Source organism: Curtobacterium sp. MCPF17_018 (assembly GCF_003234135.1).
In the GTDB taxonomy this organism is placed as follows: Bacteria; Actinomycetota; Actinomycetes; order Actinomycetales; family Microbacteriaceae; genus Curtobacterium; species Curtobacterium flaccumfaciens.
The window spans coordinates 63,998-88,257 of record NZ_QKSJ01000014.1 but is presented as its reverse complement, the minus strand read 5'-3'; the positions used below and the strand labels follow the sequence as shown (position 1 = coordinate 88,257).

21 protein-coding genes are annotated in these 24,260 nt (G+C 71.0%); 5 read left to right on the top strand and 16 right to left on the bottom strand.

The window, feature by feature from the left end:
* Positions 1–503: 503 nt before the first annotated feature.
* The 15 genes from tyrS to infC form a co-directional block, all read right to left on the bottom strand.
* Positions 504–1,817, bottom strand: a complete 1,314-nt coding sequence (gene tyrS / locus DEJ27_RS15085) for a tyrosine--tRNA ligase (protein ID WP_258370372.1) — start codon at positions 1,815–1,817, stop codon at positions 504–506.
* Positions 1,818–1,880: 63 nt separating this feature from the next.
* Entirely contained in the window at positions 1,881–2,579 is a 699-nt protein-coding gene (locus DEJ27_RS15080) for a DNA-3-methyladenine glycosylase (protein ID WP_110862351.1), read from the bottom strand.
* Complete coding sequence (gene argH / locus DEJ27_RS15075; RefSeq protein ID WP_110862352.1) at positions 2,576–4,012, bottom strand: argininosuccinate lyase; 1,437 nt, start codon at positions 4,010–4,012, stop codon at positions 2,576–2,578. The genes DEJ27_RS15080 and argH overlap by 4 nt, the downstream gene beginning before the upstream one ends.
* Before the next feature lie 82 nt (positions 4,013–4,094).
* Positions 4,095–5,291 (bottom strand): argininosuccinate synthase, encoded by a 1,197-nt coding sequence (locus DEJ27_RS15070; RefSeq protein ID WP_110862353.1) that lies wholly within the window; start codon positions 5,289–5,291, stop codon positions 4,095–4,097.
* Between the two features lie 18 nt (positions 5,292–5,309).
* Positions 5,310–6,233, bottom strand: a complete 924-nt coding sequence (argF, locus tag DEJ27_RS15065; protein ID WP_110862354.1) for an ornithine carbamoyltransferase — start codon at positions 6,231–6,233, stop codon at positions 5,310–5,312.
* The gene (locus DEJ27_RS15060) at positions 6,230–7,453 is read right to left on the bottom strand and encodes an acetylornithine transaminase (RefSeq protein WP_027466545.1); all 1,224 of its coding nucleotides are present in this window, start codon (positions 7,451–7,453) and stop codon (positions 6,230–6,232) included. Before DEJ27_RS15060 ends, argF begins: the two co-directional genes overlap by 4 nt.
* Positions 7,450–8,502: an acetylglutamate kinase gene (gene argB / locus DEJ27_RS15055; protein ID WP_071405141.1), complete on the bottom strand. Its 1,053-nt coding sequence runs from the start codon at positions 8,500–8,502 to the stop codon at positions 7,450–7,452. The genes DEJ27_RS15060 and argB overlap by 4 nt, the downstream gene beginning before the upstream one ends.
* The gene (gene argJ, locus DEJ27_RS15050; protein ID WP_111091316.1) at positions 8,502–9,701 is read right to left on the bottom strand and encodes a bifunctional glutamate N-acetyltransferase/amino-acid acetyltransferase ArgJ; all 1,200 of its coding nucleotides are present in this window, start codon (positions 9,699–9,701) and stop codon (positions 8,502–8,504) included. The genes argB and argJ overlap by 1 nt, the downstream gene beginning before the upstream one ends.
* Positions 9,698–10,795, bottom strand: a complete 1,098-nt coding sequence (locus DEJ27_RS15045; protein WP_110862356.1) for an N-acetyl-gamma-glutamyl-phosphate reductase — start codon at positions 10,793–10,795, stop codon at positions 9,698–9,700. The genes argJ and DEJ27_RS15045 overlap by 4 nt, the downstream gene beginning before the upstream one ends.
* Before the next feature lie 77 nt (positions 10,796–10,872).
* On the bottom strand, positions 10,873–13,365 hold the full coding sequence (pheT, locus tag DEJ27_RS15040; protein ID WP_111091315.1) for a phenylalanine--tRNA ligase subunit beta: 2,493 nt from the start codon (positions 13,363–13,365) through the stop codon (positions 10,873–10,875).
* Positions 13,365–14,405, bottom strand: coding sequence for a phenylalanine--tRNA ligase subunit alpha (gene pheS, locus DEJ27_RS15035; RefSeq protein ID WP_111091314.1), 1,041 nt, complete (start codon positions 14,403–14,405; stop codon positions 13,365–13,367). The genes pheT and pheS overlap by 1 nt, the downstream gene beginning before the upstream one ends.
* Positions 14,406–14,501: 96 nt before the next feature.
* Positions 14,502–15,353 (bottom strand): RNA methyltransferase, encoded by an 852-nt coding sequence (locus tag DEJ27_RS15030; RefSeq protein ID WP_111091313.1) that lies wholly within the window; start codon positions 15,351–15,353, stop codon positions 14,502–14,504.
* Positions 15,354–15,418: 65 nt separating this feature from the next.
* Complete coding sequence (gene rplT, locus DEJ27_RS15025; protein WP_017887975.1) at positions 15,419–15,802, bottom strand: 50S ribosomal protein L20; 384 nt, start codon at positions 15,800–15,802, stop codon at positions 15,419–15,421.
* Positions 15,803–15,830: 28 nt separating this feature from the next.
* Positions 15,831–16,025: a 50S ribosomal protein L35 gene (gene rpmI, locus DEJ27_RS15020; RefSeq protein WP_017887976.1), complete on the bottom strand. Its 195-nt coding sequence runs from the start codon at positions 16,023–16,025 to the stop codon at positions 15,831–15,833.
* 60 nt (positions 16,026–16,085) lie between these two features.
* A complete protein-coding gene (gene infC, locus DEJ27_RS15015; protein ID WP_081827403.1) occupies positions 16,086–16,760 on the bottom strand; it encodes a translation initiation factor IF-3 in 675 nt (224 codons plus the stop codon).
* 314 nt (positions 16,761–17,074) lie between these two features.
* On the opposite strand from infC, the gene DEJ27_RS15010 reads away from it, so the two are divergent.
* Entirely contained in the window at positions 17,075–17,425 is a 351-nt protein-coding gene (locus DEJ27_RS15010) for a DUF1844 domain-containing protein (RefSeq protein WP_110862360.1), read from the top strand.
* Between the two features lie 75 nt (positions 17,426–17,500).
* On the opposite strand, the gene DEJ27_RS15005 is transcribed toward DEJ27_RS15010, so the two are convergent.
* A complete protein-coding gene (locus DEJ27_RS15005; RefSeq protein WP_111091312.1) occupies positions 17,501–18,790 on the bottom strand; it encodes a phosphotransferase in 1,290 nt (429 codons plus the stop codon).
* Positions 18,791–18,918: 128 nt separating this feature from the next.
* Between DEJ27_RS15005 and DEJ27_RS15000 the strand changes: the two genes are divergently transcribed.
* The 4 genes from DEJ27_RS15000 (at position 18,919) to DEJ27_RS14985 (ending at position 24,209) form a co-directional block, all read left to right on the top strand.
* Positions 18,919–20,391 (top strand): CHAD domain-containing protein, encoded by a 1,473-nt coding sequence (locus DEJ27_RS15000; protein ID WP_111091311.1) that lies wholly within the window; start codon positions 18,919–18,921, stop codon positions 20,389–20,391.
* Between the two features lie 20 nt (positions 20,392–20,411).
* Positions 20,412–20,867, top strand: a complete 456-nt coding sequence (locus DEJ27_RS14995; RefSeq protein WP_111091310.1) for a MaoC/PaaZ C-terminal domain-containing protein — start codon at positions 20,412–20,414, stop codon at positions 20,865–20,867.
* Between the two features lie 90 nt (positions 20,868–20,957).
* Positions 20,958–22,838, top strand: coding sequence for a glycoside hydrolase family 2 protein (locus DEJ27_RS14990; protein WP_111091309.1), 1,881 nt, complete (start codon positions 20,958–20,960; stop codon positions 22,836–22,838).
* A gap of 150 nt (positions 22,839–22,988) precedes the next feature.
* Entirely contained in the window at positions 22,989–24,209 is a 1,221-nt protein-coding gene (locus tag DEJ27_RS14985) for a hypothetical protein (RefSeq protein WP_181430171.1), read from the top strand.
* The last annotated feature ends 51 nt before the right edge of the window (positions 24,210–24,260 follow it).

Sequence of the window (24,260 nt, the reverse complement as noted above, 5' to 3'; positions counted from 1 at the left end):
CAAAAGGAATTGCTTCATGACCCGATCGGCAAACCGACCAGGCACGAGGTCAATCAATAAATTGGCATTGACAATGTGCACGCTGTTGAGTTCTCAAGGACCAGACGCACTTGCTCCTCGGCTCGAGTTCGAGCTTCAGCCACAAGGCTTGTGTTCTTGGCTTGCCACCGGTTGTTCGTCGGACCCGGAGGTCCAGTGGCTCATCCCGAGGGGAGAGAACCGGTGGGCTTGTCATCCTAGGCGTCGAAGCGATCCGGCGCAAGGCCCGATCTGAACTTCAGTGGAGGATGGTCCCGCTTGAGGGCCGACGTGCTCTGGGCTTTCGCTCCAGCCGCTCCGCCGCACCTTTGGGGTGACGAGTAAGAACTATACGCAGCCCTGAGCGAGTGCGCCAAGCCAGCTCCCATCCCGGGCGTGTCGCTTTGTACAACACACGTCGCCCGGACGCAGCGATGCCCGGTTCCACAGGGGAACCGGGCATCGCAGGGGGTCAGGCAACGGGGTCAGGCGAGCGTCACGCCGGCGAGGGTCTTCTTGCCACGACGCAGCACGAGCACTCCCCCGGGCAGGGCGAGGTCGGACAGCGGGGCGGCCGGGTCTTCGGCCCGGACGTTGTTCACGTAGACACCGCCCTGGTCGATCGCGCGGCGGGCTTCACCGAGGGACTTCACGAGCTCGGTCTCCACCAGTGCACGCGCGACGTCCGCTCCGCGCTCGAGTGTCACGGATCCGGGCAGCTCGGCGATCGCCGATCGCAGGGTCTCCGCGTCCAGGGCACCGAGGTCACCGTTGCCGAACAGCGCCGCTGCGGCGTCGATCGCTGCCCGTGTCGCCGCCACCCCGTGCACGAGCGAGGTGACCTCGAACGCCAGGGTCCGCTGGGCCTCTCGCCGGAAGGGTTCGTCGGCGACGGCCTGCGCGAGCCGCTCGATCTCGGCCCGCGTCAGGAACGTGAACTCCCGCAGTCGGGCGATCACGTCGGCGTCCGCCGTGTTGAGCCAGAACTGGTACAGCGCGTAGGGCGAGGTCATCTCGGCATCGAGCCAGATCGCGTTGCCCTCGCTCTTGCCGAACTTCGTGCCGTCGGAGTTCGCGATGAGCGGGGTCCCGAGTGCGTGCACCGTGGCACCTTCGGCACGACGGATGAGCTCCGTACCGGAGGTCAGGTTGCCCCACTGGTCCGAGCCGCCGGTCTGCAGCGTGCACCCGTACTGCCGCCAGAGTTCGCGGTAGTCGAGCCCCTGCAGGATCTGGTAGCTGAACTCGGTGTAGCTGATCCCCGCATCGGAGTTCAGCCGCGCGGCCACCGCGTCCTTCTTGAGCATCGAGTTGACCCGGAAGTACTTGCCGACGTCTCGCAGGAAGTCGATCGCGGACAACGGGGCGGTCCAGTCGAGGTTGTTCACCAGGCGGACGCCGTTGTCGCCGTCCGGACTGAGGAACCGGGACACCTGTGCCTGCAGCCGGGACACCCACTCCGCCACGGTCTCCGGCGTGTTCAGTGTTCTCTCGGCCGTGGGACGGGGATCGCCGATCAGACCGGTCGACCCACCCACCAACGCGAGCGGCTTGTGCCCGGCGAGCTGCAGTCGCCGCATGGTCAGGAGCTGCAGGAGGTTGCCGCAGTGCAGCGACGGCGCCGTCGGGTCGAAGCCGCAGTAGTACGTGATCGGCTCACCGTCGAGGGCCTCTTTCAGCGCGGTCTCGTCGGTCGAGACCTGCACCAGACCGCGCCACTGCAGTTCGTCCCACACCGAGTCGAAGGCCGGGTCGTTCTGCTGGCGCGTCAGGACGTCTTGAGCGGTATCACTGGACACCCCCCCATCGTAGCGGCGACGGACGTCCGGCAGGCGCGGCAGCCGGGAGGCCCGTGGCCGGGTTCACGAGTCCAGCGCGCCCTTGTGCCGTCGGTACGTCGAGACCGTGGGGTCACCCGTCAGCCAGAAGCGCCAGGGGTACCGCACCCCGCCGGCGATGCCGCCGACGCCGGTGCGCGGGCCTCGGGAGATCCGTGGGACCGCAGCGCCCGCGGGCGGACCGGCCAGGGTCTCGGACAGGAGCTCGTCGATCACGTGGGCCGGTCCGGCGGAGGCGAGCCGGGCCTCCAGGCCGGGGGCCAGGGTGAGCACGAACGGACCGGACCCGTCGAGGAGTGACGTGCCGTCGTCCTGCCCGAGGACCGCTCCGAGCGCACCACCGAGGTTGCCGGGCCCGCGTGCCAACGCGACGTCCGCGACCTTCGAACCGCGACGCGCTCGCGCGACGTCCAGGCCCTCGACGACCTGCGCACCGCGCAGCAGGGAGCCCGACGAGGTGCCGGTCGGCCCGCTCACCACATTGACGCAGGTGTGGATGCCGTACGAGCGGTAGGCGTACAGCGTGCCGGGCGGACCGAAGAGGTGGCGGTTGCGCTCCGTCATCCCCCGGTGACCGTGGGATCCGGGGTCGGTGGGGCCGGAGTAGGCCTCGACCTCGGTGATGCGGAGCGCCACGCCACGCCCTGCGATCGTCGCACCGAGCAGGGCCGGCGCGATGATCGGGGCGGGCTCGGCGAGCAGCGCGGCGATCCCACGGCTCATCGCGAGAAGGGCGCGCCCTCGGCCAGGTCGCGGACGCGGCGGGTGACGGACGCGAGCTGCTCGGCGACCCGGTCGGGTGCGGTGCCACCGACTCCGGACCGCGATGCGACGCTGCCCTCGATGGTCAGGACGGAACGGACGTCGGGCGTGAGGTGCTCGGACACCGACCGGTACTCGTCGTCGGTCGGCTCGTCGAGTTCGATGCCGCGCTCCTCGCAGTACCGGACGAGCGCGCCGGAGACCTCGTGCGCATCCCGGAACGGGACGCCCTGACGAACCAGCCACTCGGCGACGTCCGTCGCGAGCGAGAAGCCCTGCGGCGCGAGCTCGGCCATCCGGTCGGTGTCGAAGGTCAGGGTCGCGATCATGCCGGTGAACGCGGGCAACAGGACCTCGAGCGTGGCGACGGAGTCGAAGACCGGCTCCTTGTCCTCCTGCAGGTCGCGGTTGTACGCCAGCGGCAGTCCCTTGAGGGTCGCGAGGAGCCCGGTCAGGTTGCCGATCAGGCGCCCCGACTTGCCTCGTGCGAGCTCGGCGATGTCCGGGTTCTTCTTCTGCGGCATGATGCTCGAGCCGGTCGAGAACGCGTCGTGGAGCCGGACGAAGCCGAACTCCTTCGTGTTCCAGAGGATGATCTCCTCGGACAGGCGCGAGACGTCGATGCCGATCTGCGCGAGGACGAACGCGAACTCGGCGACGACGTCACGAGCTGCCGTGGCGTCGATCGAGTTGTCCGCCGGACGGTCGAAGCCGAGCTCCGCGGCGATCGCGGCGGGGTCGAGGCCGAGGGAACTGCCCGCCAGCGCACCGGCACCGTACGGGCTGACGCTCGCGCGGCCGGCCCAGTCGCGGAGGCGCTCGAGGTCGCGGACGAGCGGCCAGGCGTGCGCGAGCAGGTGGTGGGCCAGGAGCACGGGCTGTGCGTGCTGCAGGTGCGTGCGCCCCGGCATGATCGCGGCCGGGTGCTCGGTGGCCTGCTGGGTGATCGCGTCGACGAGGTCGATCACGAGCCGGCCGATGCGCCGCCCGTGGTCGAGCATGTGCATGCGACCGAGGGTGGCGATCTGGTCGTTGCGGCTGCGACCCGCGCGGAGCTTGCCGCCGAGCTCGGGACCGAGGTCGGCGATGAGCAGGCGTTCGAGAGCGCCGTGCACGTCCTCGTCGGAGTCGTCGGGCTGCAGTGCGCCGTCGGCGTGCGCCGCTTCGAGCCGGTCGAGGCCGGCGAGCATGCGTTCGAGCTCGTCGGCGGTCAGGTAGCCCGCGGTGTGCAGCGCTCGGGCATGAGCACGTGACCCCGCGATGTCGTAGGGCGCGAGCTGCCAGTCGAAGTGCGTCGACTTCGAGAGCGCGGCGAGGGCCGCACTCGGGCCGTCGGCGAAGCGGCCGCCCCAGAGGGCGCCGGTGTTGGTGGCGTCGGTCTTCTCGTCGGTCATGTCGTCCTGCGTCGTTTCGTCGGTACTGGGCTGGCCGGGGGCTGGGGCCGCGGGCCGTTGGTCGGTGCGCTGCGGCTGTCGGTCAGTTCGCCGCGTCGCGGCGGGCGGAGATCTTGCTGGGCAGTGACCAGAGCTCGATGAACCCCCTGGACACGGACTGGTCGAACGCGTCACCGGTGTCCGACGTCGCCAGGTCGAAGTCGTAGAGGCTCTGCTCCGACCGGCGGCCCGTCACGGTGGCACGCCCGCCCTGCAGCCGCAACCGGACGTCGCCGGAGACGTGCTGCTGGGTGTGCTCGACGAAGGCGTCGAGGCTGCGCTTGAGTCCGCCGAACCACAGTCCGTCGTAGACCAGGTCGGCCCACTCGGACTCAACGCCACGTTTGAACCGGGCGACGTCGCGCTCGAGGGTGAGGCTCTCGAGCTCCTCGTGCGCGGCGATGAGCGCGATCGCTGCCGGCGCCTCGTAGACCTCGCGCGACTTGATGCCGACGACCCGGTCCTCGACGACGTCGATGCGCCCGACCCCGTGCTTGCCGGCGACGGCGTTGAGCTCCTGCACCATGCGCAGCACGCTGAACCGCTGCCCGTCGAGGGCGACCGGGACACCGCGGTCGAAGGTGATCGTGACCTCGTCGGCCTGCTGCGGGAGCGCCGGGTCCTGCGTGGCCGCGTAGAGGTCGGCGGCGGGGGCGTTCCACGGGTCCTCGAGGAGCCCGGTCTCGACGGCTCGGCCCCACACGTTCTGGTCGACCGACCACGGCTCCCGTTCCGAGTGCTGGATCGGCAGCCGGTGCTCCTGCGCGTACGCGATGGCGCGGTCGCGGGTCAGCGCGAGGTCCCGCACCGGGGCGACGGTCCGCAGGTCCGGTGCGATCGCCGCGACTGCTGCCTCGAAGCGGACCTGGTCGTTGCCCTTGCCGGTGGAGCCGTGCGCAACACTGTCGGCACCGAGTTGCTTCGCCGTCAGCGCGAGGTGCTTCGCGATGAGCGGGCGGCTCAGTGCCGAGACGAGCGGGTACCGCTTCTGGTAGAGCGCGTTGGCCCGGAGCGCCGGCACGATGTACTCGTCGGCGAACTCGTCCTTGGCGTCGACGACGAGTGACTCGACGGCGCCGCAGTCGAGCGCACGCTGCCGGACCGCCTCGAGGTCCTCTCCGCCCTGGCCGACGTCGACCACGAGTGCGACGACGTCCTTGCCGGTGGCGTCGCGCAGCCAGCCGATCCCGACGGAGGTGTCGAGACCGCCGGAGTACGCGAGGACGACGCGGTCAGCCACTGGTGTTCGGTCCGTCGGCTAGTCGTTGGCGAGCAGCCAGGCCAGCAGCGCCTTCTGGGCGTGCAGACGGTTCTCCGCCTCGTCCCAGATGATGCTGCGCGGGCCGTCGATGACGTCGGCGGTCACTTCGAACCCACGGTCGGCCGGCAGGCAGTGCATGAAGACGGCGTCGTCGGCGGCGTGCGCCATGAGCGCGTCGTCGACGCGGTACCCCGCGAAGGTGTCGAGACGCGACTGCTTCTCGGACTCCTTGCCCATCGACACCCAGGTGTCGGTGACGACCACGTCGGCACCCGCGACCGCGGCCACCGGGTCGGTCACCACGAGGACGGATCCGCCCGTCACGGCGGCGCGTTCCTCGGCGTCGGTGACGACCTGCGCCGAAGGGGAGAACTCGGCGGGGGCGGCGACGCGGACGTGCATGCCCGCCGTCGCCCCCGCGAGCAGGTACGACTGCGCCATGTTGCTCGCACCGTCGCCGATGAACGCCACGGTCTGCCCGGCGAGAGCGCCGCGGTGCTCACGGATGGTGAGCAGGTCGGCGAGGAGCTGGCAGGGGTGGAAGTCGTCGGACAGCGCGTTGACGACGGGGACCGTCGTGCCCGCGGCCATCTCCTCGAGCCCGGCCTGACCGTAGGTGCGCCACACGATCGCCGACACCATGCGCTCGAGCACGCGGGCGGTGTCCGACGGGGTCTCCTTGCCGCCGAGCTGGCTGTTCGCCGTCGAGATGATCAGCGGGCTACCGCCGAGGTCGGAGATGCCGACGTGGAAGGACACCCGGGTACGGGTCGACGACTTGTCGAAGATCACCGCGACGCTCTGCGGACCGGCCAGCGGCTTCTCCGCCCAGCGGTCGGCCTTCATGCGGTCGGCGATGTCGAGGATCGCGGACTGCTCGACCTGGCTCAGGTCGTCGTCGCGGAGGAAGTGGCGGGTCATGCGGTGGGCTCCTGCGCTGCGGCGACGGCCGCGAGGCTCTGGGCGAGGATCGACAGGAACTCGTCGATCTCGGCGTCGGACACGATGAGCGGCGGCGCGATGCGCAGGCTCGACTCGTTGGGGGCGTTGATGATGAGGCCACGCTCGAGGGCGGCTGCGTTGACGGCCGGACCGATCGGACCGGTCAGACCGACGCCGATGAGCAGGCCGGTGCCACGGACCTCTTCCACCAGCGGGGAACCGATGGCGCGGATGCCGTCACGGATCCGCTCACCCTTGACCACTGCGCCGGCGACGAGGTCGGCGCGCTCGATCTCCTCGAGCACCGCGTTGGCGACTCGGGTGCCGAGCGGGTTGCCGCCGAAGGTCGAACCGTGCTGCCCGGCCGAGAACAGGTCGGACGCCCAGCCGAACGTGACGAGGGCGCCGATGGGGAAACCACCGGCGATGCCCTTGGCGACGGTGATGGCGTCCGGCGTCACACCGTGGCCCTGGAACGCGAACCAGTTGCCCGTCCGGCCGACACCCGTCTGGATCTCGTCGAGGATCAGCAGTGCGCCGTGCTCCGCGGTCAGTCGGCGTGCCGCCAGCAGGAAGCCCTCTGGCAGGTCGACCACGCCGGCCTCGCCCTTGATGGGTTCGAGGATCAGGGCGGCGACGGAGTCGTCGATCGACGCTTCGAGCGCCTCGATCGAGGTGTCGATGTGCTCGACACCCGGGATCATCGGCAGGAAGTCCTGCTGCAGCGCGGGTTTGCCGGTGAGCGCGAGCGCGCCCATGGTGCGGCCGTGGAAGCCCTGCTTGAGCGCGAGGATCCGGGTCTTGGTGCCGTCTGCACCCTTGTTGAGGCGGGCCAGCTTGAACGCGGCCTCGTTCGCTTCGGCGCCGGAGTTGCCGAAGTACACGCGGCCCGCGTCGCCCGCGCCGGTGATGCGCTTGAGGCGCTCGGCGAGTTCGAGCTGCGGCGGGGTGGCGAAGTAGTTCGACACGTGCACGAGCTTCGCGGCCTGGTCGGCGATCGCCTCGACGAGGGCGGGGTGCGCGTGGCCGAGCGAGTTCACCGCGATGCCGGCGAGGAAGTCGAGGTACTCGTTGCCCTCGACGTCCCAGACGCGGCATCCCTGGCCACGCTCGAGCATGATCTTCGGCGGGGTCAGGGATCGCATGAGCGACGCCCCGAACCGGTCGTTCCAGGTCTCGGTCTGCGTCTCGGTGCTCACTGCTGGTGTCCCTTCTCGTCCGTACCCGCCACGTGCTGGCCGGTACTGCTGTCGATCGACGGCGACGCCACGCGACGGCCGATCTCGGCGTGGGTCATCTGGTTCTCGGTTCGTCGGCTCGGGTCCGGGATCACCTCGGTGCCCGCACCCCGCAGGGTGAAGACCTCGAGCAGGATCGAGTGCGGGATCCGGCCGTCGATGATCGTCGCACCGCCGACCCCGCCGACCACGGCGTCGAGGCACGCGGTCATCTTGGGGATCATCCCTGACTCGAGGCTCGGCAGGAGCTCGCGGAGCTCGTCGACCGCGATGAGGTCGACGATCGAGTCACGGTCGGGCCAGTTGCGGTACAGCCCGGGGACGTCGGTGAGCATCATGAGCTTCGAGGCCCGGAGCGCGATCGCCAGGGCACCCGCCGCAGCGTCCGCGTTCACGTTGAGTGCCTGGTCGGGGTGCGCGTCGTCGATCGCGATGCTCGAGACGACCGGGATCCGGCCGGCCTCGATCGCGGCGAGCACGCCGGACGGGTCGACGTGGGTGATGTCCCCGACGTGGCCGAGGTCGTACTCCTGCCCGTCGACGACGACGCCCTTCTTCTCGCCGGTGAACAACGAGCCGCCGTCGCCGAACACGCCGACGGCCAGGCCCTCGCCGTGTTCGTTCACCAAGTCGACGATCTCGCGGTTGACCTCGCCGGCCAGGACGTCGCGGACGACCGTGATCGCCTCGGTCGTCGTGACGCGGTAGCCGCCGCGGAACTCGGACTCGATGCCCTGTTCCTTGAGGGCGGCGGAGATCTGCGGACCCCCGCCGTGCACGACGACCGGGTGCAGGCCGGCGTAGCGCAGGTAGACCATGTCCTCGGCGAAGGCGCGCTTCAGGTCCTCGTTCACCATGGCGTTGCCGCCGAACTTGACCACGACGACCTTGCCCGAGAAGCGCTTGAGCCAGGGCAGCGACTCGATGAGCGTCGCGGCCTTCACCGCGGCGAACTCGTGTTCTTCTTCCTTCGTGAGGGGCGTGCCGGCCCCGTTCGTGTCGGCCGCCATCAGCTGGAGTACGCGCTGTTCTCGTGCACGTAGTCGTGCGTGAGGTCGTTGGTCAGGATCGTGGCCGAGTGCGTGCCGACACCGAGGTCGATGCGCACGTGGGTGTCACGCGGGGTCAGGTCGACGGAGTCGCTCGGCTCGTCGGGTGCGCCCGCGTGGCAGACCCGGACGCCGTTCATGCTGACGTCCACCGCGTACGGGTCGAACTCGGCGTCGGTGGTGCCGATCGCTGCGAGCACCCGTCCCCAGTTCGGGTCGTTGCCGAAGACGGCCGCCTTGAACAGGTTGTTCCTGGCGACGCTCCGACCGACGGTCACGGCGTCTTCCTCGGTCGCGGCGTGCACGACCTCGATCGCGATGTCGTGGCTCGCGCCCTCGGCGTCCTGCTGCAGCTGGCGGGCCAGGTCGGCACAGACCGCGGTCAGGGCCTCCTGGAAGTCACCGACCTCGGGCGTCACGCCGCTCGCACCCGACGACAGCAGGACGACGGTGTCGTTCGTGGACATGCACCCGTCGGAGTCGACCCGGTCGAACGTGATGCGGGTGGCGGCGCGGAGCGCCTGGTCGAGCTGGTCCGGCGTCTGCACGGCGTCGGTCGTGATGACGACGAGCATCGTCGCGAGACCCGGGGCGAGCATCCCAGCGCCCTTGGCCATGCCGCCGACGGTCCAACCGTCCTCGGTCACGACGGACTGCTTGGCCTTCGTGTCCGTCGTCATGATCGCGGTCGCCGCATCGGGACCGCCGTCGTCGCTGAGTGCCGCACGCGCCAGGTCGACGCCACGGAGCACGTTGTCGCGGAAGCTCTGGTCGCCCACACCGATGAGCCCGGTGGAGCAGACGACGACGTCGCCGGCTCCGATCCCGAGGGCGTCGCCCACGGCTTCGGCCGTCAGGTGCGTCGTCTGGAAGCCGAACGGGCCGGTGAAGCAGTTCGCGCCGCCGGAGTTCAGGACGACGGCACGGGCGACGCCGTCACCGACGACCTGGCGGGACCAGATGACGGGGTGGGCCTGGGCTCGGTTGCTGGTGAAGACGGCGGCCACGGCCGCGTCGGGGCCGTCGTTGACGACGAGGGCCACGTCCGGCTTGCCGCTCGTCTTCAGGCCGGCGGTGACACCGGCGGCGCGGAAGCCCGCTGCCGCGGTGACGCCCTGGAGGCCCGGCTCGGTCTGGGTGGTCGTGCCTGCGTCGGTCACGGTGCGACTCCGTCCACGCTGAGGCCCGTGGTCTCGGGGAGACCGAGGGCGATGTTCGCCGACTGGACGGCGGCGCCCGCCGTGCCCTTGGCGAGGTTGTCGAGCGCGGTCACCGCGACGACGCGGCCGGCGGCCTCGTCGACGGCGATGCCGACGAGCGCGGTGTTCGCACCGATCGTGTCCGCGACCCGGGGGAACTCGCCCTCGGGCAGCAGGTGGACGAAGGGCTCGTCGGCGTACGCCTGTTCCCAGGCGAGCCGGACGTCGCGTGCGCTGACGCCTGGCGAGAGCTTCGCGGTGGTGGTCGCCAGGATCCCCCGCGACATCGGGACCAGGACCGGCGTGAACGAGATCGTCACGTCGGAGGCTCCCGCGACCTGCAGGTTCTGCTGGATCTCGGGGACGTGCCGGTGCGAACCGCCGACGGCGTACGCGCTGGCGGACCCCATGATCTCGGAGGCCAGGTAGGTGGTGCTGAGCTTCTTGCCTGCACCGCTCGGGCCGACGCTGAGCACCGCGACGAGGTCGTCGGACTCGACGAGGCCGGCCTGGATGCCCGGCTGGATGCCGAGCGTCACCGCGGTGACGTTGCAGCCGGGTACCGCGATGCGCTTCGTGCCGACCAGGGCGGAACGCTGCTTGCCCTGCGACGCGATGTCGTCGACCTCGCGCCATTCATCGGCCGAACCCGGGGCGGGTGCCGCGAGCAGGAGCTCGGGCAGACCGTAGGTCCACGCGCCGAAGTAGTCACCGCCGTAGAACCGCTCCCACGCCGCCGGGTCCGTCAGACGGTGGTCCGCGCCGCAGTCGATGACGAGCGCGTCGTCGCCGAGTTCCGCGGTGATCGCACCCGACTGCCCGTGCGGCAGCGCCAGGAACACCACGTCGTGCCCGCGCAGCGTCTCGGCCGTCGTCTCCGCCAAGGTCAGGTGCGACAGCGAACGGAGGTGCGGCTGGGTCGCGATCAGGGGCTGTCCGGCGTTCGAGAACGCCGTCACCGTCCTGACCTCGAACTCGGGGTGGGCGGAGAGCACGCGCAGGAGCTCACCACCCGCGTAGCCGGAGGCTCCCGCCACGGCGACGGATACGGACATGGGATTCCACCTTTGGTCGGACTGGTCGTCGAGAGAGTCGGAGGCGGCGACCCCGGGCGGTGCTGATCCCGTGTGGGTCAGTCGCGCAGGGTCGCCCCGAATCGCTCGCCGGCACGTCGGACAGCGCCGTCACGGGCCTCGGTGGCCTCGGCAGCGGTCAGCGTGCGGTCCGTGGCACGGAAGCGCAGGGCGAACGTCAGGGACTTCTGTCCCTCGTCCACGCCGGAGCCCCGGTAGTCATCCACGAGCCGAGCATACTCCAACAGGTCCCCGGCGCCAGAGCGCACCGCATCCAGCACGTCACCGGCCGGCACGCCGACGTCGACGACGAGCGAGAGGTCCTGCGTGGCTGCCGGGTACGAGACGATCGGCGCGACCGCGACGAGTTCCGGGGCCGCGGCGACCAGCGCGTCGAGGTCGAGCTCGACGACCGCCACCACGCGGGGCAGGACGGCGGCCTCGGCCAGTTCGGGCAGGAGCTCTCCGGCGACGCCCACGACCGTGCCGTCGACGAGCAGCGACGCGGCACGGCCCGGGTGCAGTGACGGGTGGGTCGTCTGCGCGACGGTGAGTTCGACACCGACGGCCCAGGCGACCTGGCGGGCCGCGTCGATCGCGTCGGCGATGCCGAACGGTTCTGCCGTGGCACCGGGCTGCTTGACGACCCGGTGGCCGGTGAGCAGTGCGGCGACGTGGAAGGGCTGGGCGGGCAGCGAGGCGTCCAACGCCTCGAGCGTTGCACGGCCGGGCCGGGCGGCGCCCGCCGGGACCTCGTCGGTGCCGAGCGTCACGCCCGTCACCGGCAGGAACACCCGGGACGTCTCGTAGAGCGCGACGTCGACGAGCCCACGCGACACGTTGCGACGGGCGGCGTCGACCAGGGCCGGCACGCCACTGCGGCGCAGGAGGTTCTGCTCGCTGTCCAGGGCGTTGGCGAGCACGACGCTCGGTCCGCCCTGCGGGTCGATCCCCGGGTAGGCGTCCTGCGTGGCCGCCGACACGAACGGTGCCGTGACGACCTCGGTCAGGCCCGCCGCGGCCAGCGCCGAGGCGACCCGGCGACGAGCCTGCTGGTGCCGGGTCAGGCCCCGACCGGGCGGAGCGACCGGCAGCACGCTCGGGATCCGGTCGTAGCCGACGATGCGCGCGACCTCTTCGACGAGGGTGGTGTCGTCGGTCAGGTCGGGACGCCAGGTGGGCGGGGTGACCTCGAGCTGCTCGCCGTCGGCCTCGACCGTGGCGCCGACCGCACGGAGCGTGTCGATGACCTCGGCGTCGGTGTACTCGACGCCGACGAGCTCGGCCGGACGCGAGAGGCGCATCCTCACGGTCGCCCGCGGCTCGCTGTCGACGAGCGTCGACCCGAGGGCGTCCGCGGTGCCGCCGGCGAGCTCGACGAGGAGCTCGACGGCACGGTTCGCCGCAGCCTCGGCCACCTGCGGGTCGACCCCACGCTCGAAGCGCCGGGATGCCTCGCTGGGGAGCTTGTGGCGACGAGCGGTGCGGGCGATGGAGACCTGGTCGAAGCCGGCGGCCTCGATCAGGACGTCGGTCGTGCTCGCCGAGATCTCGGTGCGGGCTCCGCCCATGACGCCGGCGAGGCCGACGGGACCGTCGTCGTCGGTGATGACGAGGTCTTCGGGGTCGAGCTTCCGGACGGTGCCGTCGAGGGTCTCGAGCGTCTCGCCGGCGGTCGCGCGGCGTACGCCGAGGCCGCCCGCGATGGTCTGCAGGTCGTAGCCGTGCAGCGGCTGACCGAGCTCGAACATGACGTAGTTCGTGATGTCGACGGGGAGTGAGATGGAGCGCACGCCAGCCAGGAAGAGGCGCGACACCATCCAGGACGGTGTCTTCGCGGCGGGGTCGATCCCGCGGACGACACGGGTGACGAACGTCGACGCTCCGACACGTCCCCGGATCGGGCCCTGGTCGTCGATCGTGACCCGGAAGCCCTCGGCCGAACGCGGTGCGACGCGGTCGACGGGGTCGTGGAAGCTGGCTCCGGTGGCGTGCGCGTACTCACGGGCGACCCCGCGCATGCTGAGCACGTAGCCGCGGTCCGGCGTGACGTTGATCTCGACCGCGGCGTCGTCGAGGCCGAGGAGCGCGATGGCGTCGGCGCCGACGGTGGGATCCATGCCGAGGTCGGCGAAGCGCAGGATGCCGTCGTGCTCGTCGCCCAGCCCGAGCTCTCGGGCCGAGGCGATCATGCCGTCGGACACGTGCCCGTAGGTCTTGCGGGCGGCGATCGGGAACGGCCCGGGCAGGACTGCGCCGGGCAGCGTGACCACGACGAGGTCGCCGACGTCGAAGTTGTGTGCGCCGCAGACGATGCCTCGGGGCTCGGCCTCGCCGACGTCCACCTGGCACCAGTTGATGGTCTTGCCGTTCTTCTGCGGCTCGGGGACGCGCTCGAGGACCCGACCGACCACGATGGGTCCGGTCAGGTCGAAGGTGTGGACGTCCTCTTCCTCGAAGCCGACCGACACGAGCGCCGCGTGGACGTGCTCGAGGGTGACGTCCTCGGGGAGGTCGACGGACTCACCGAGCCAACGGAGTGGGACGCGCATCAGACCACCGTTCCGAACTGCTGCGAGAAGCGGATGTCGCCCTCGAGGAAGTCACGCATGTCGTTCAGGCCGTTGCGGAACTGCAGTGTCCGCTCGATGCCCATGCCGAACGCGAAGCCCTGATACTCGTCCGGGTCGATGCCGGCGGCACGCAGGACGTTGGGGTTCACCATGCCGCAGCCACCCCACTCGACCCACCGCGCGCCACCCTTGGCGTTCGGCTGCCAGACGTCCATCTCGGCGCTGGGCTCGGTGAACGGGAAGTAGTTCGGGCGGAGCCGGATCTGCGCCTCGGCGCCGAACATCTGCCGGGCGAAGTGCTCGAGCGTGCCGCGCAGGTGCGCCATCGTCAGGCCCTTGTCGATCGCGATGCCCTCGACCTGGGTGAAGACCGGCAGGTGTGTGGCGTCGAGCTCGTCGGCCCGGTAGACGCGACCCGGCGCGATGACGTACAGCGGGAGGTCACGCGACAGCAGCGACCGCACCTGCACCGGCGAGGTGTGGGTGCGCATGACCAGGTGCCGGTCGACCGGCTCGACGAAGATCGTGTCCGCCATGGCCCGGGCCGGGTGGTCCTGGTCGAAGTTCAGCGCGTCGAAGTTGAACCACTCGTGCTCGAGCTCGGGGCCTTCGGCCACCTCCCACCCCATGCCGACGAAGATGTCGGCGACGGCTTCGTTCAGCAGCGAGAGCGGGTGGCGGGAGCCGGTGGCTCGGTGGACCGGCAACGCGGTGACGTCGACGCGCTCGGCTTCGAGCCGTGCGCGCTCCTCGGCCACCGCGAGGACGGATTCCTGCTCGGCGATCGCCGCGTTCACCCGCCCGCGGGCCTGCCCGACGAGCTTGCCCGCCGCGGCCTTCTGCTCCGGCGGCACACTGCGCATCGATGCGTTCATCCGCGCCAACGGTGACTGCTCACCGATGTGCTCGGCCCTGGCCTGCTTCAGTTCGGCGACCGTCGTCGTGGCACGGACGGCAGCGAGGGCCGCGTCCACCGCGTCGGCGACGGCCGATTCGCTGATCTCGAGAGGTTCTGACACGAGACCCAAGCCTACCGGCCGTCGGGATACCACCCGCCTGCACCGAGCGGACGGTGGATGGCCGACGCCGGCTACCGGCCTGGGGAGGGAGGAGCGTCAGCTCCGGAGCGCGAAGGCCGACTCGTACAGGCACACCGACGCGGCCGTGGCGAGGTTCATCGACTCCGCCTGCCCGTAGATCGGCACCTTGACGGCCCGGTCGACGAGGGCCAGGTCGTCGGCGGTGAGTCCGCGGGCCTCGTTGCCGAAGACCCACGCGGTCGGTCCGTCGAGCATCCCCTCGGCGCGGACCACCGGCAGGTCGTCGCCGGAGACGTCCGCCGCGAGCACCGTGTACCCGAGGGCCTTCGCACGCTCGATCGTGTCCGCCAGGGTCACGCCGACGGACACCGGCACGTGGAACAGCGACCCGGTCGTCGACCGGACGACCTTCGGGTTGTACGGGTCGACCGAGCGTCCGGTCAGCACCACCGCGTCGGCGCCGGCCGCGTCGGCGGCCCGGATGATCGTGCCGGCGTTCCCCGGGTCCCGCACCTCTTCGAGGATGGCGACCAGTCCGGGCAGCGCGGCCTGGTCGTCGGACGCACCACGGGCCTCCGGGTCGGCGGCGGCCGCAGCGCGGTCCAGGAAGACGTCCTTCACCGACGTCGGGAACTGCTGGCACACCGCGACCACGCCCTGCGGCGTGACCGTGTCGGCCATCGCGTCGAGCACCTGCTCGGTCACGAACCAGGTGTCCACCGGCGCGTCGTCGAGCCCGTAGCGGGCAGCGGCGGTCGGGGTCACGTAGAGCTCGCGCAGGAGCTCCGGGGCGTACTCCAGCGCTTCGCGGACCGCTTGGGGCCCTTCCAGCAGGAACAGGCCGGTCTCGGCCCGGACGTCCTTCTTGGCCAGGGCCGCAACGGCCTTCACGCGTCCGGCACGGGGGTTCTCGAGGAGATCGCTCACGACCCAAGTCTAGGAACGACGAAACCCCCGCCGTGCGGCGGGGGTTTCGCGAGCAGAAGAACTGACTACGCAGCCTTCGGGGCCGAGGTGTCGGCCGGGAGGGCCTTCTTCGCGGTCTCGACGAGCGCGGTGAAGGTCTCGGGGTTGTTCACCGCGAGGTCGGCGAGGATGCGACGGTCGACCTCGACGCCGGCCAGGTTGAGGCCCTGGATGAGACGGTTGTAGGTCAGGCCGTTCGCACGGGACGCAGCGTTGATGCGCTGGATCCAGAGGCGACGGAACTCGCCCTTCTTCGCGTGACGGTCGCGGTACGCGTAGACGAGGGAGTGGGTGACCTGCTCCTTGGCCTTGCGGTACAGGCGCGAACGCTGGCCGCGGTAGCCCTCGGCGCGTTCGAGGATGACGCGGCGCTTCTTGGCGGCGTTGACCGCTCTCTTTACTCGTGCCATTGCACTATTCCTTTACGATCTGCGGGGCTCAGTGGCCGAGGAGCTTCTTGACGTTCTTCGCGTCACCCTTGGAGAGGACCTGGTCCTCGTTCAGGCGGGCCTTGCGCTTGGAGCTCTTGACCTCGAGGTTGTGACGCATACCGGCCTGCTGCTTCATGATCTTGCCGGTACCGGTGACCTTGAAGCGCTTCTTCGACCCGGAGTGGGTCTTCTGCTTGGGCATGGTGGTGCCTTTCCGTGGGATGGATGGGGGGCCGCGTCGTTGCGGGGTCGGTCCGGGGACCTATTCGGCCGCGGCGTCCGTGGATTCCGCAGCTGCCTCGGACGTGGAACCGGCCTCGGCCTCGTCCTTGCCCTTCGCGGCGTGCTCGGTGGCACGACGCTCGGCCTTCTGTGCAGCACGCTTGGCGTTCTGCTCGCCCTTGACGTCGGACTTGTTCTTGAGCGGGGCGATGATCATCGTCATGTTGCGGCCGTCCTGGGTCGGACGCGACTCGACGACGCCGAACTCGGCGATCTCTTCCGCGAACTTCTGGAGGAGACGGACACCCTGCTCCGGACGCGACTGCTCGCGGCCACGGAAGAGGATCATCGCCTTCACCTTGTCGCCGCCGAGGAGGAACCCCTCGGCGCGCTTGCGCTTCGTCTCGTAGTCGTGCACGTCGATCTTCAGGCGGAAACGGACCTCTTTCAGGTCCGTGTTCACCTGGTTGCGACGAGCTTCCTTGGCCTTCTGAGCGGCCTCGTACTTGAACTTGCCGTAGTCCATGATCTTGGCCACGGGCGGCTTCGAGTTCGGCGCGACCTCGACCAGATCCAGTTCGGCTTCCTGCGCGAGACGCAGTGCCATGGCGATCGGGACAACGCCGACCTGCTCACCCTGCGGACCGACGAGTCGGACTTCGGGAACGCGGATTCGGTCGTTGGTACGGGGATCGGTGATGCGGAGCTCCTTCAATCAGGTGGTGGCCGTCCGGGGCGTTTGCCCTGGACGACAGCACGAGAGAGGAGATCTGACGCACGGGATGTCGACCCGTTCGGCAGCCGCCCTGCATCGGATCCGTGGGATCCGACCGACGAGCACAGCACGTGCACTCGCGGAGCGGTGGTGACCCGGTAGCCTGGTGGAACGCGGCCGCGGGTGGGAGAGACTCCTCTTTCGTGACACCGTCCGGGTGTTGTCGAGCATCTTGACGTCAGGAGAACTGATGTCGAGGGAACTGACGGCACACGGACAGCATCTGCCGCGAGCAAGCCTAGCAGAGGAGCACCGTGAGCGACACCCCGATCGACGACACCGGCATCGACGCCGCCAGGGACATCGCGGAGGTGCCGGCGGTCGAACTCATCAACACCGTTGCGGTGCACCTGCTCAGTGCCGCGGCCGTGAAGGTCGGCCTGGCCGACGACCCGCAGGAACAGACCGACCTGGACGAGGCGCGGAAGCTCATCACCGCGCTGGCCGGCCTGGTCACCGCCGCCGCGACCGAGATCGGCGACCACCACGCCCGCCCGCTCCGCGACGGACTGCGGTCACTGCAGCTCGCCTTCCGCGAGGCGTCGGCGATACCGGACGCGATCGGTGCCGGACCGGGCGAGAAGTACACGGGTCCCGTCAACTAGACGACGTCACCCGATGCCGGACGGGAGGCCCGTGGCGGTGTCGCCACGGGCCTCCCGTCCGTTCGTGGGTCGCGCTCAGGACCCGCTGTCACCGACCAGGCGCGCGACGGCCGCGAGCGGGATCCCGACCCAGTCGGGTCGGTTGCGGGTCTCGTAGACGACCTCGTAGACCGCCTTGTCGAGCTCGAAGGCGTCGAGCAGTGCGCTGTGGGCGGCGAGGTCCGCGCCGGTTCCCTGCTGGTAGCCCTCGAGGAAGCGTGCGCGCGCCTCGGCTGCCCAGGAGGCGGCGTCGACCGGCTCGGCATCGTGCGCCAGCGCACCCGCGACGTAGTCGAACGAGCGCAGCATGCCCGCGACGTCGCGAAGGGTGACGTCCGGCAGCGAGCGTTCGTCGAGGGGGCGGAGCGGTTCGCCCTCGAAGTCGAGGAAGACCCACCCGCGGGGTTCCGGTGCCGACAGGACCTGTCCGAGGTGCAGGTCACCGTGGATGCGCTGCAGGTCCGGCCACGCGGCGTCAGCGGCACGGGCGTAGACGGCGCGGATGGCGTCGGCGTGCTCGGCGACGGCCGGGGCCTCGCGGGCGGCGGTGTCGAGTCGGGCGTGCATCGTCGCGACGGCGACGTCCCGTCGGGACGCGTCCGCCGGTTCCGTCGGCAGCGCTCCCGCCAGGGTGCGGTGCACGTCGGCGAGCGCGGTGCCGAGCTGCTCCGCGCGGTCACCGAACGGGGTGCCGGCCTGCGCCTCCTGCAGGGCGACGCGCCAGGCGTCGTCGAGCCCGGGCAGGAACTCCTGGGCGAAGGCGAGGTGACCCGTCGCCGTGCCGTCCGCGCGTCCGACGTCGGGCCAGTCGGCGCGGAGGGCACCGTAGACCCGCGGCACGCGCGTGCTGCCCGCCGCCGTGAGGGCGAGCTGCGTGGTCACGTCCGGGTTGTCGCCGTGGTGCAGCACGCGGAAGACCTTGATGATGACGCGGTCGCCCGACTCGGTGTCGCAGATGACCGAGGTGTTGGACTGCTCACCCGTCAGGACCCGGGCCGCGGTGACCCGGCCGATCGGGCTGAGGCTGTCCGGTGCCGCGTCGATGCGTGCGGCGAGCGCCGAGACCCATGCGAGGTCGGTGGTGGCGTCGACGATCGCGCCGTCGGGGCCGCTGGTGATCGGCGACTGGTAGAGGACGGGGACCGCGGGGGCCTCGTCGAGCACCAGCCGGGTCCCGTCGTCGGTGGAGATCGTCCGGAGGCGTGGCACGGACCCCTTCGAGGCGTACCAGCGGCGGTCGGCGATCCAGGACTCGAGGTCGCGGTCGCTCGGCGTGCTGGTGTCGGGGGCCGTGGTGCCGGGGGCGCTGGGTGCTCCGTCGCTCATGCAGCGGAACCTACGCGCCGGGGCCTGGCGAGGTGCCGAGTCCTCCACAGGACGAGCTGGCGAGCGCTCCGTCCACGGAAGCCCGCTGCCCCCGGTCTGACACGGGCGCGTCGGACGACACTTGCGGCATGCCCCGATCCGCTGCCGCTCCTCCCCCCGCCGCTGACGCTGCACGTGCACTCCCCGATCCCCGCCGGACCTGGCGGATCCTCGACGACCGCAGGCTCCCCGCACTCGAGCCGTTCGCCGCCGACGTGCGCCGTCACGATGCGGTGACGGTGCGCGAGACGGTGTGGGACTCCGACGACCGGGTGCTCGCCGCCGAGGGTGTCGTGCTCACACGGTTGCCGGACGGCGCCTGGACGATCGACCGGGGTGGGGACGGGATCGACCCGGAACCGCTCGGGAGCGCGTCCGACGATCCCCCACGGGACGCCGTCGAGGTGTTCCTGCGTGGTCGTCCCCTGCGGGTGGTCCTGGTCCGTGACACCGCCACGACGCTCGTGACCCTCCGCGGCGGCGACGGCCGGGTGCGGGCCGAGGTCGCCGACGTGCGCGTGGACGACGGCGACCCGGACACCACCGTGCTGCGGTCGTCGCGGTGGTGGGCCCTGACGGACGACGGACGCGACGGCGCCACGGCACGAGCGGCCGAACGAGCCCTGCACGACGCGGCGACCGATCCGGTGGACGTCGCGTCGGTTCCGCTCCCCCGAGGCCCGGGGCCCACCCCGGAGCGACGACGCGGCCGAGCGAAGCGCCCCCGGCCGGACACCGCCGCCGGGTTCGTCCTGCGGGTGCTCGATGCCCTGCGGCGTGACCTCGTCGAGGCGGACCCCCGTGTACGAGCCGACGAGCCCGAGGCCGTGCACGACCTGCGGAAGGTGCTGCGTCGCCTGCGGAGTGTGCTCGCGGCGTTCCGCGGCGCGCTCGACCGTCAGGCGACGGAGGAGCTCCGTGCCGCCCTGGCCCAGACCGGGCGGATCGCCGGGACCGCTCGCGACGCCGAGGTGCTGCACGCCGGCCTGTCGCGGTCCGCGGCACGAGCCCCCGCCGGGTACGTGGACGCCGCGACCCTGGACCGCATCGGTTCGGAGACCGCGGGACGTCGCAGCGTCGCTGCGGCCGAACTCCGGCGAGCGCTGCGCTCCGACGCCTGGTTCCGGACACTCGACGCCCTCGACGACCTGCTGCTGCGGGCACCGGCCGGGCCGCACGCGGACGACGACGCAGCCGCGTTCGTCACCAGGCGCATCCGGCACGAGCGGGCCCGCGTCGGTCGGCTGCTGGGTGATCCCAGCGATGACCTCGACACCCTGCACGAGGTCCGGAAGGCCGCGCGCCGGTTGCGCTACGCACTGCAGGCGGCCGGTGACCTGCCCGATGTGGGGAAGCGGCGACTCGGACGGCTGCGACGGGTGCAGGAGACCCTGGGCGAGACGCTCGACGCCGCACACGCAGCCGATGCGTACCGACGGCTGGCCGCTGTGGCAGCGCAGCACGGCGAGGACACGTTCGGGTACGGCGTCCTGGCGACGACCGAGCAGGCGGCCGGCACGCAGGGCCTGCACCGATCGCGGAAGCTGCTCGCCCGGCTCTGACCGGATGCGAGAATCGGGCCGTGCCGCACTACTTCGAGGACCTCGCTGCCGGACAGACCTTCACCACGCCGGGGCGCACCATCACCGAGGCGGACGTGGTGTCGTTCGCCTCGTGGACGAACGACAACAACCAGGTGCACACGGACGTCGAGTTCGCGGGGAAGACCCGGTACGGGCAGCGGATCGTGCACGGGTTGCTCGGCACCTCGCTGTGCCTCGGGCTCATCGCGCGCACGGGCGTGTTCGAGGGGTCCGCGGTGGCACTGCTCGGGATCGACCAGTGGCGCTTCACCGAGCCGGTGTTCATCGGGGACACCGTGACCTGCACCGTCGAGGTCCTGGGCACCCGGCTGACGAGTTCGGGCAGGACCGGGATCGTCGAGCGAGCGGTGGCACTGCGGAACCAGCACGGCGTGGTCGTCCAGCGGGGACGGATGGACGTCATGGTGCTCACCCGCGACGCCGCGATCGACTGAGCGACCGCTCGACGAGAGCCCCGCAGAACCTGCTCCGCGCAATCCTGACTCCCTCTTTACAACGATGTACCAGCACGGGAGCATGGACGCATGAGCACGCTCGACGGCACCGTGGCCGCACCTGACTCCGCTTCCGCCCCCGGCCTCCCCCTCGCTTCACGGCAGGACGGCACGTACCCCCGGCCGCAGATGCTCCGCACCGCGTGGGCCGACCTCGACGGCACGTGGTCGTTCCGGAACGACGGCGACGACCCCGCCTGGCACACCGGCTTCACCGACGCACGGGACATCGTCGTCCCGTTCCCGCCCGAGTCCCCGGCCTCGGGCATCGACGAGCCCGGCTTCCACCCCGTGGTCTGGTACTCCCGTGCGATCACCCGCTCCGAGCTCGACGCCGCCGGGTTCGGCGACGGCGCCCCTCGACTCGTCCTGCACTTCGGCGCCGTCGACCACCGCGCCCGCGTCTGGATCGACGGGCAGTTCATCGGCGGACACGAGGGCGGCCACACTCCGTTCTCCTTCGACGTCACCGAGGCGCTGGCCACCGACCCCGACGCCGTGCACACCCTGGTGGTCCGCGCCGAGGACGACCCGCACGACCTGACCCAGCCGCGCGGCAAGCAGGACTGGCACGAGGACCCGCACGCGATCTGGTACCGCCGGACCACCGGGATCTGGCAGACGGTCTGGCTCGAGGCCGTGCCGACCGCCTCGATCGCGTCCCTGCGCTGGACGAACGTCGACCACGCGACCATGCGACTGACGGTCCGGCTCGACGGTCACCGCACCGGCGGCGAGCGCCTGCGCGTCGAGGCCCGCTGGGACGACCGCGACGAGCACCTCGCCACGATCGAGACCACCGTCGGCGAGACCGGCGACGAGTTCGACGTGGTCGTGCCGATCGCACGGCAGACGAACGGGCAGGCCGAGGACGAGCTGCACTGGACACCGGACACGCCCCGGCTGATCGACGCCACGGTCGCGCTGCTGCCGCGCTCCGGCAACGGCACGACAGCGAGCACGGGCGCGCTCGACGCCGTCGCCAGCTACTTCGGGATCCGGACGGTCGGGGTCGACGGCGGCGCGTTCCTGCTCAACGGCCGACGCCACGACGTGCGCAGCGTCCTGAACCAGGGCTACTGGCCCGAGTCGCACATCGCCGCCCCGTCCCGCCAGGCACTCCGCCGCGAGGTCGAACTCATCAAGGAGCTCGGCTTCAACGCGGCCCGCAACCACCAGAAGATCGAGGACCCGCGGTTCCTGTACTGGGCCGACCGACTCGGGCTCATGGTGTGGGGTGAGGCCCCCGGCGCCTACGCGTTCTCTCCCCGCGCCGTGCAGCGTCTGGTGCGCGAGTGGATGGACGCCGTCGAGCGTGACGCCTCGCACCCGTCGATCGTCACGTGGGTGCCCGCCAACGAGAGCTGGGGCGTGCAGCACATCGCCACCGACCCGGCCCAGCAGGCCTACGCACGGGCCCTCGCCGACGTCACGCGGGCATTGGACCCGACGCGTCCGGTGATCTCGAACGACGGGTGGGAGCACACGAACTCCGACATCGTCACGATCCACGACTACGAGGGCGACGGACCCCGGCTCGCGGCGACCTACGCGGACGAGACCGCACGGGCCCGACTCCTCGGTGGCATCGGCCCGGCGGATCGCCGCATCCTGGTCGGCGGCGCCGAGGACCTCGGCCAGCCGGTCATGCTCACCGAGTTCGGCGGCGTGAACTACCAGCCGGGCGTCCAGCGCGAGGACGGCTGGGGCTACACGTCGGCCAGTGACGGCGACGACTGGGTCGCCCGCATCACCGCGCTGTACGACGCGATCCGTGCGAGCTCGTTCCTCGCCGGGTCCTGCTACACGCAGCTCACCGACACCATGCAGGAGACGAACGGCCTGCTCAACGCAGACCGGTCCCCGAAGGTGCCGATCGAGCAGATCCGTCGCGCGGTCACGGGGCGCTAGCCGGGAGGCCCGCACTCCGTGAGCAGCAATGGTCGGGTCCGGCAGACGGATCCGACCATTGCTGCTCCCGAAGCACACCGGTCACGTCGCGGCGGACGCGTGACGGCCCGCGATGCGGGGCGCGGCCCGCGGTCTGGGAGGATCGGGCGGGTGACGAACGTGGCGGAAGCGAGCCGGGCCTCCAGGCGGGGGTTCCGCAGCCTGCTGACCGGACGACGCAGCGCCTGGACCGCACCGCTGCTGATCTGGGCGGCCTCGCGGGTGGTCAGCACCGTGCTGCTGGCGACCGTGTACCTGCTGGCGACCGCGAACGGCTGGCCGTTCGCCTCGTACCGGCAGGATCCCTCGTTCTTCACGTTCTCGGGCTCGTGGGACGCCTCGTTCTACCGGATCATCGCCGAGCACGGGTACCCGGCGACGCTGCCGGCCGATGACTCCGGGCACGTCCTGCCGAACGCGTGGGCGTTCCTGCCCGTGTTCCCCGCGGTGGTGCGGGTCGTGATGACGCTGACCGGAGCGTCGTTCTGGGTCGCCGGGGTCGTGGTGGCGTCGATCGCCGGGGCGGGCGCCTGCGTGCTGCTGTACCGGCTGGTGCTCGCCGTCGGGTGCTCGCACCGTGCCCGCTGGGCGACGGCCCTGTTCGCGTTCGCACCGACGGGGTTCCTGCTGCAGGTCGCCTACGCGGAGAGCCTGCTGCTCGTGCTGCTGTTCGGCGCCCTGCTCGCGCTGGTCCGCCGACGGTACTGGCTGATCGCCCCGCTCGGTGTCGTGGCGGCGTTCACGAAGCCCGGGGTCCTCGCGCTGGCGCTGGCACTGGCCGTGCACCTGGTCCTGCGGTGGATGGCGTGGCGCCGACAGCAGGACCCGTTCCCGTGGCGCGACCGGATCGCGATCGTGGTGACCGGCCTGGTCGTCGCGGCTGCGGGACTGGCGTGGCCCGTCATCGCGACGGCCGTGACGGGGCGACCGAACGCGTACCTGGACACCGAGTTGTCGTGGTGGGTGGGGTTCGTCGGCCGCCGGCACTTCGCGCCGCTGACGCCGTGGTTCACGATGGCGTCGAGGTGGCTCGGGCCGCTCGGCATCGGACTCGTCGTGGTGGTGCTCGCCGGCGCGGTGTGGTTCTTCTCGCGCAGGAGCACCAGGGCCCTGGGCACCGACGTGCTCGCGTTCACGGCGTCCTACGGGCTGTACCTGGTGGCGGTGTTCCTGCCGCAGCAGTCGTTGCCGCGGTTGCTCATGCCGACGGCGCCGTTGCTCGGGTCGGACGTGTTCGTGGGGACGCGGCGGCGGGCGGTGACGTGGCTGGTCGTCGGGGTGTGCCTGCAGCCGGTCGCGATCGTGCTGCTGTGGTTCCTCGGGTACCCGTGAGCGGTGCTGGTCGTCGGCTCTGCAAGACACCGGTGTTCGCCGGTTGAACAC

What these genes read in the sequence shown, in the direction of transcription:
- DEJ27_RS15080 (WP_110862351.1), bottom strand. Translation starts at nt 2,579, where the DNA reads ATGAGCCGTGGGATCGCCGCGCTGCTCGCCGAGCCCGCCCCGATCATC.
- argH (WP_110862352.1), bottom strand. Translation starts at nt 4,012, where the DNA reads ATGACCGACGAGAAGACCGACGCCACCAACACCGGCGCCCTCTGGGGC.
- argF (WP_110862354.1), bottom strand. Translation starts at nt 6,233, where the DNA reads ATGACCCGCCACTTCCTCCGCGACGACGACCTGAGCCAGGTCGAGCAG.
- argB (WP_071405141.1), bottom strand. Translation starts at nt 8,502, where the DNA reads ATGGCGGCCGACACGAACGGGGCCGGCACGCCCCTCACGAAGGAAGAA.
- DEJ27_RS15045 (WP_110862356.1), bottom strand. Translation starts at nt 10,795, where the DNA reads ATGTCCGTATCCGTCGCCGTGGCGGGAGCCTCCGGCTACGCGGGTGGT.
- pheT (WP_111091315.1), bottom strand. Translation starts at nt 13,365, where the DNA reads ATGCGCGTCCCACTCCGTTGGCTCGGTGAGTCCGTCGACCTCCCCGAG.
- rplT (WP_017887975.1), bottom strand. Translation starts at nt 15,802, where the DNA reads ATGGCACGAGTAAAGAGAGCGGTCAACGCCGCCAAGAAGCGCCGCGTC.
- rpmI (WP_017887976.1), bottom strand. Translation starts at nt 16,025, where the DNA reads ATGCCCAAGCAGAAGACCCACTCCGGGTCGAAGAAGCGCTTCAAGGTC.
- DEJ27_RS15005 (WP_111091312.1), bottom strand. Translation starts at nt 18,790, where the DNA reads ATGAGCGACGGAGCACCCAGCGCCCCCGGCACCACGGCCCCCGACACC.
- DEJ27_RS15000 (WP_111091311.1), top strand. Translation starts at nt 18,919, where the DNA reads ATGCCCCGATCCGCTGCCGCTCCTCCCCCCGCCGCTGACGCTGCACGT.
- DEJ27_RS14990 (WP_111091309.1), top strand. Translation starts at nt 20,958, where the DNA reads ATGAGCACGCTCGACGGCACCGTGGCCGCACCTGACTCCGCTTCCGCC.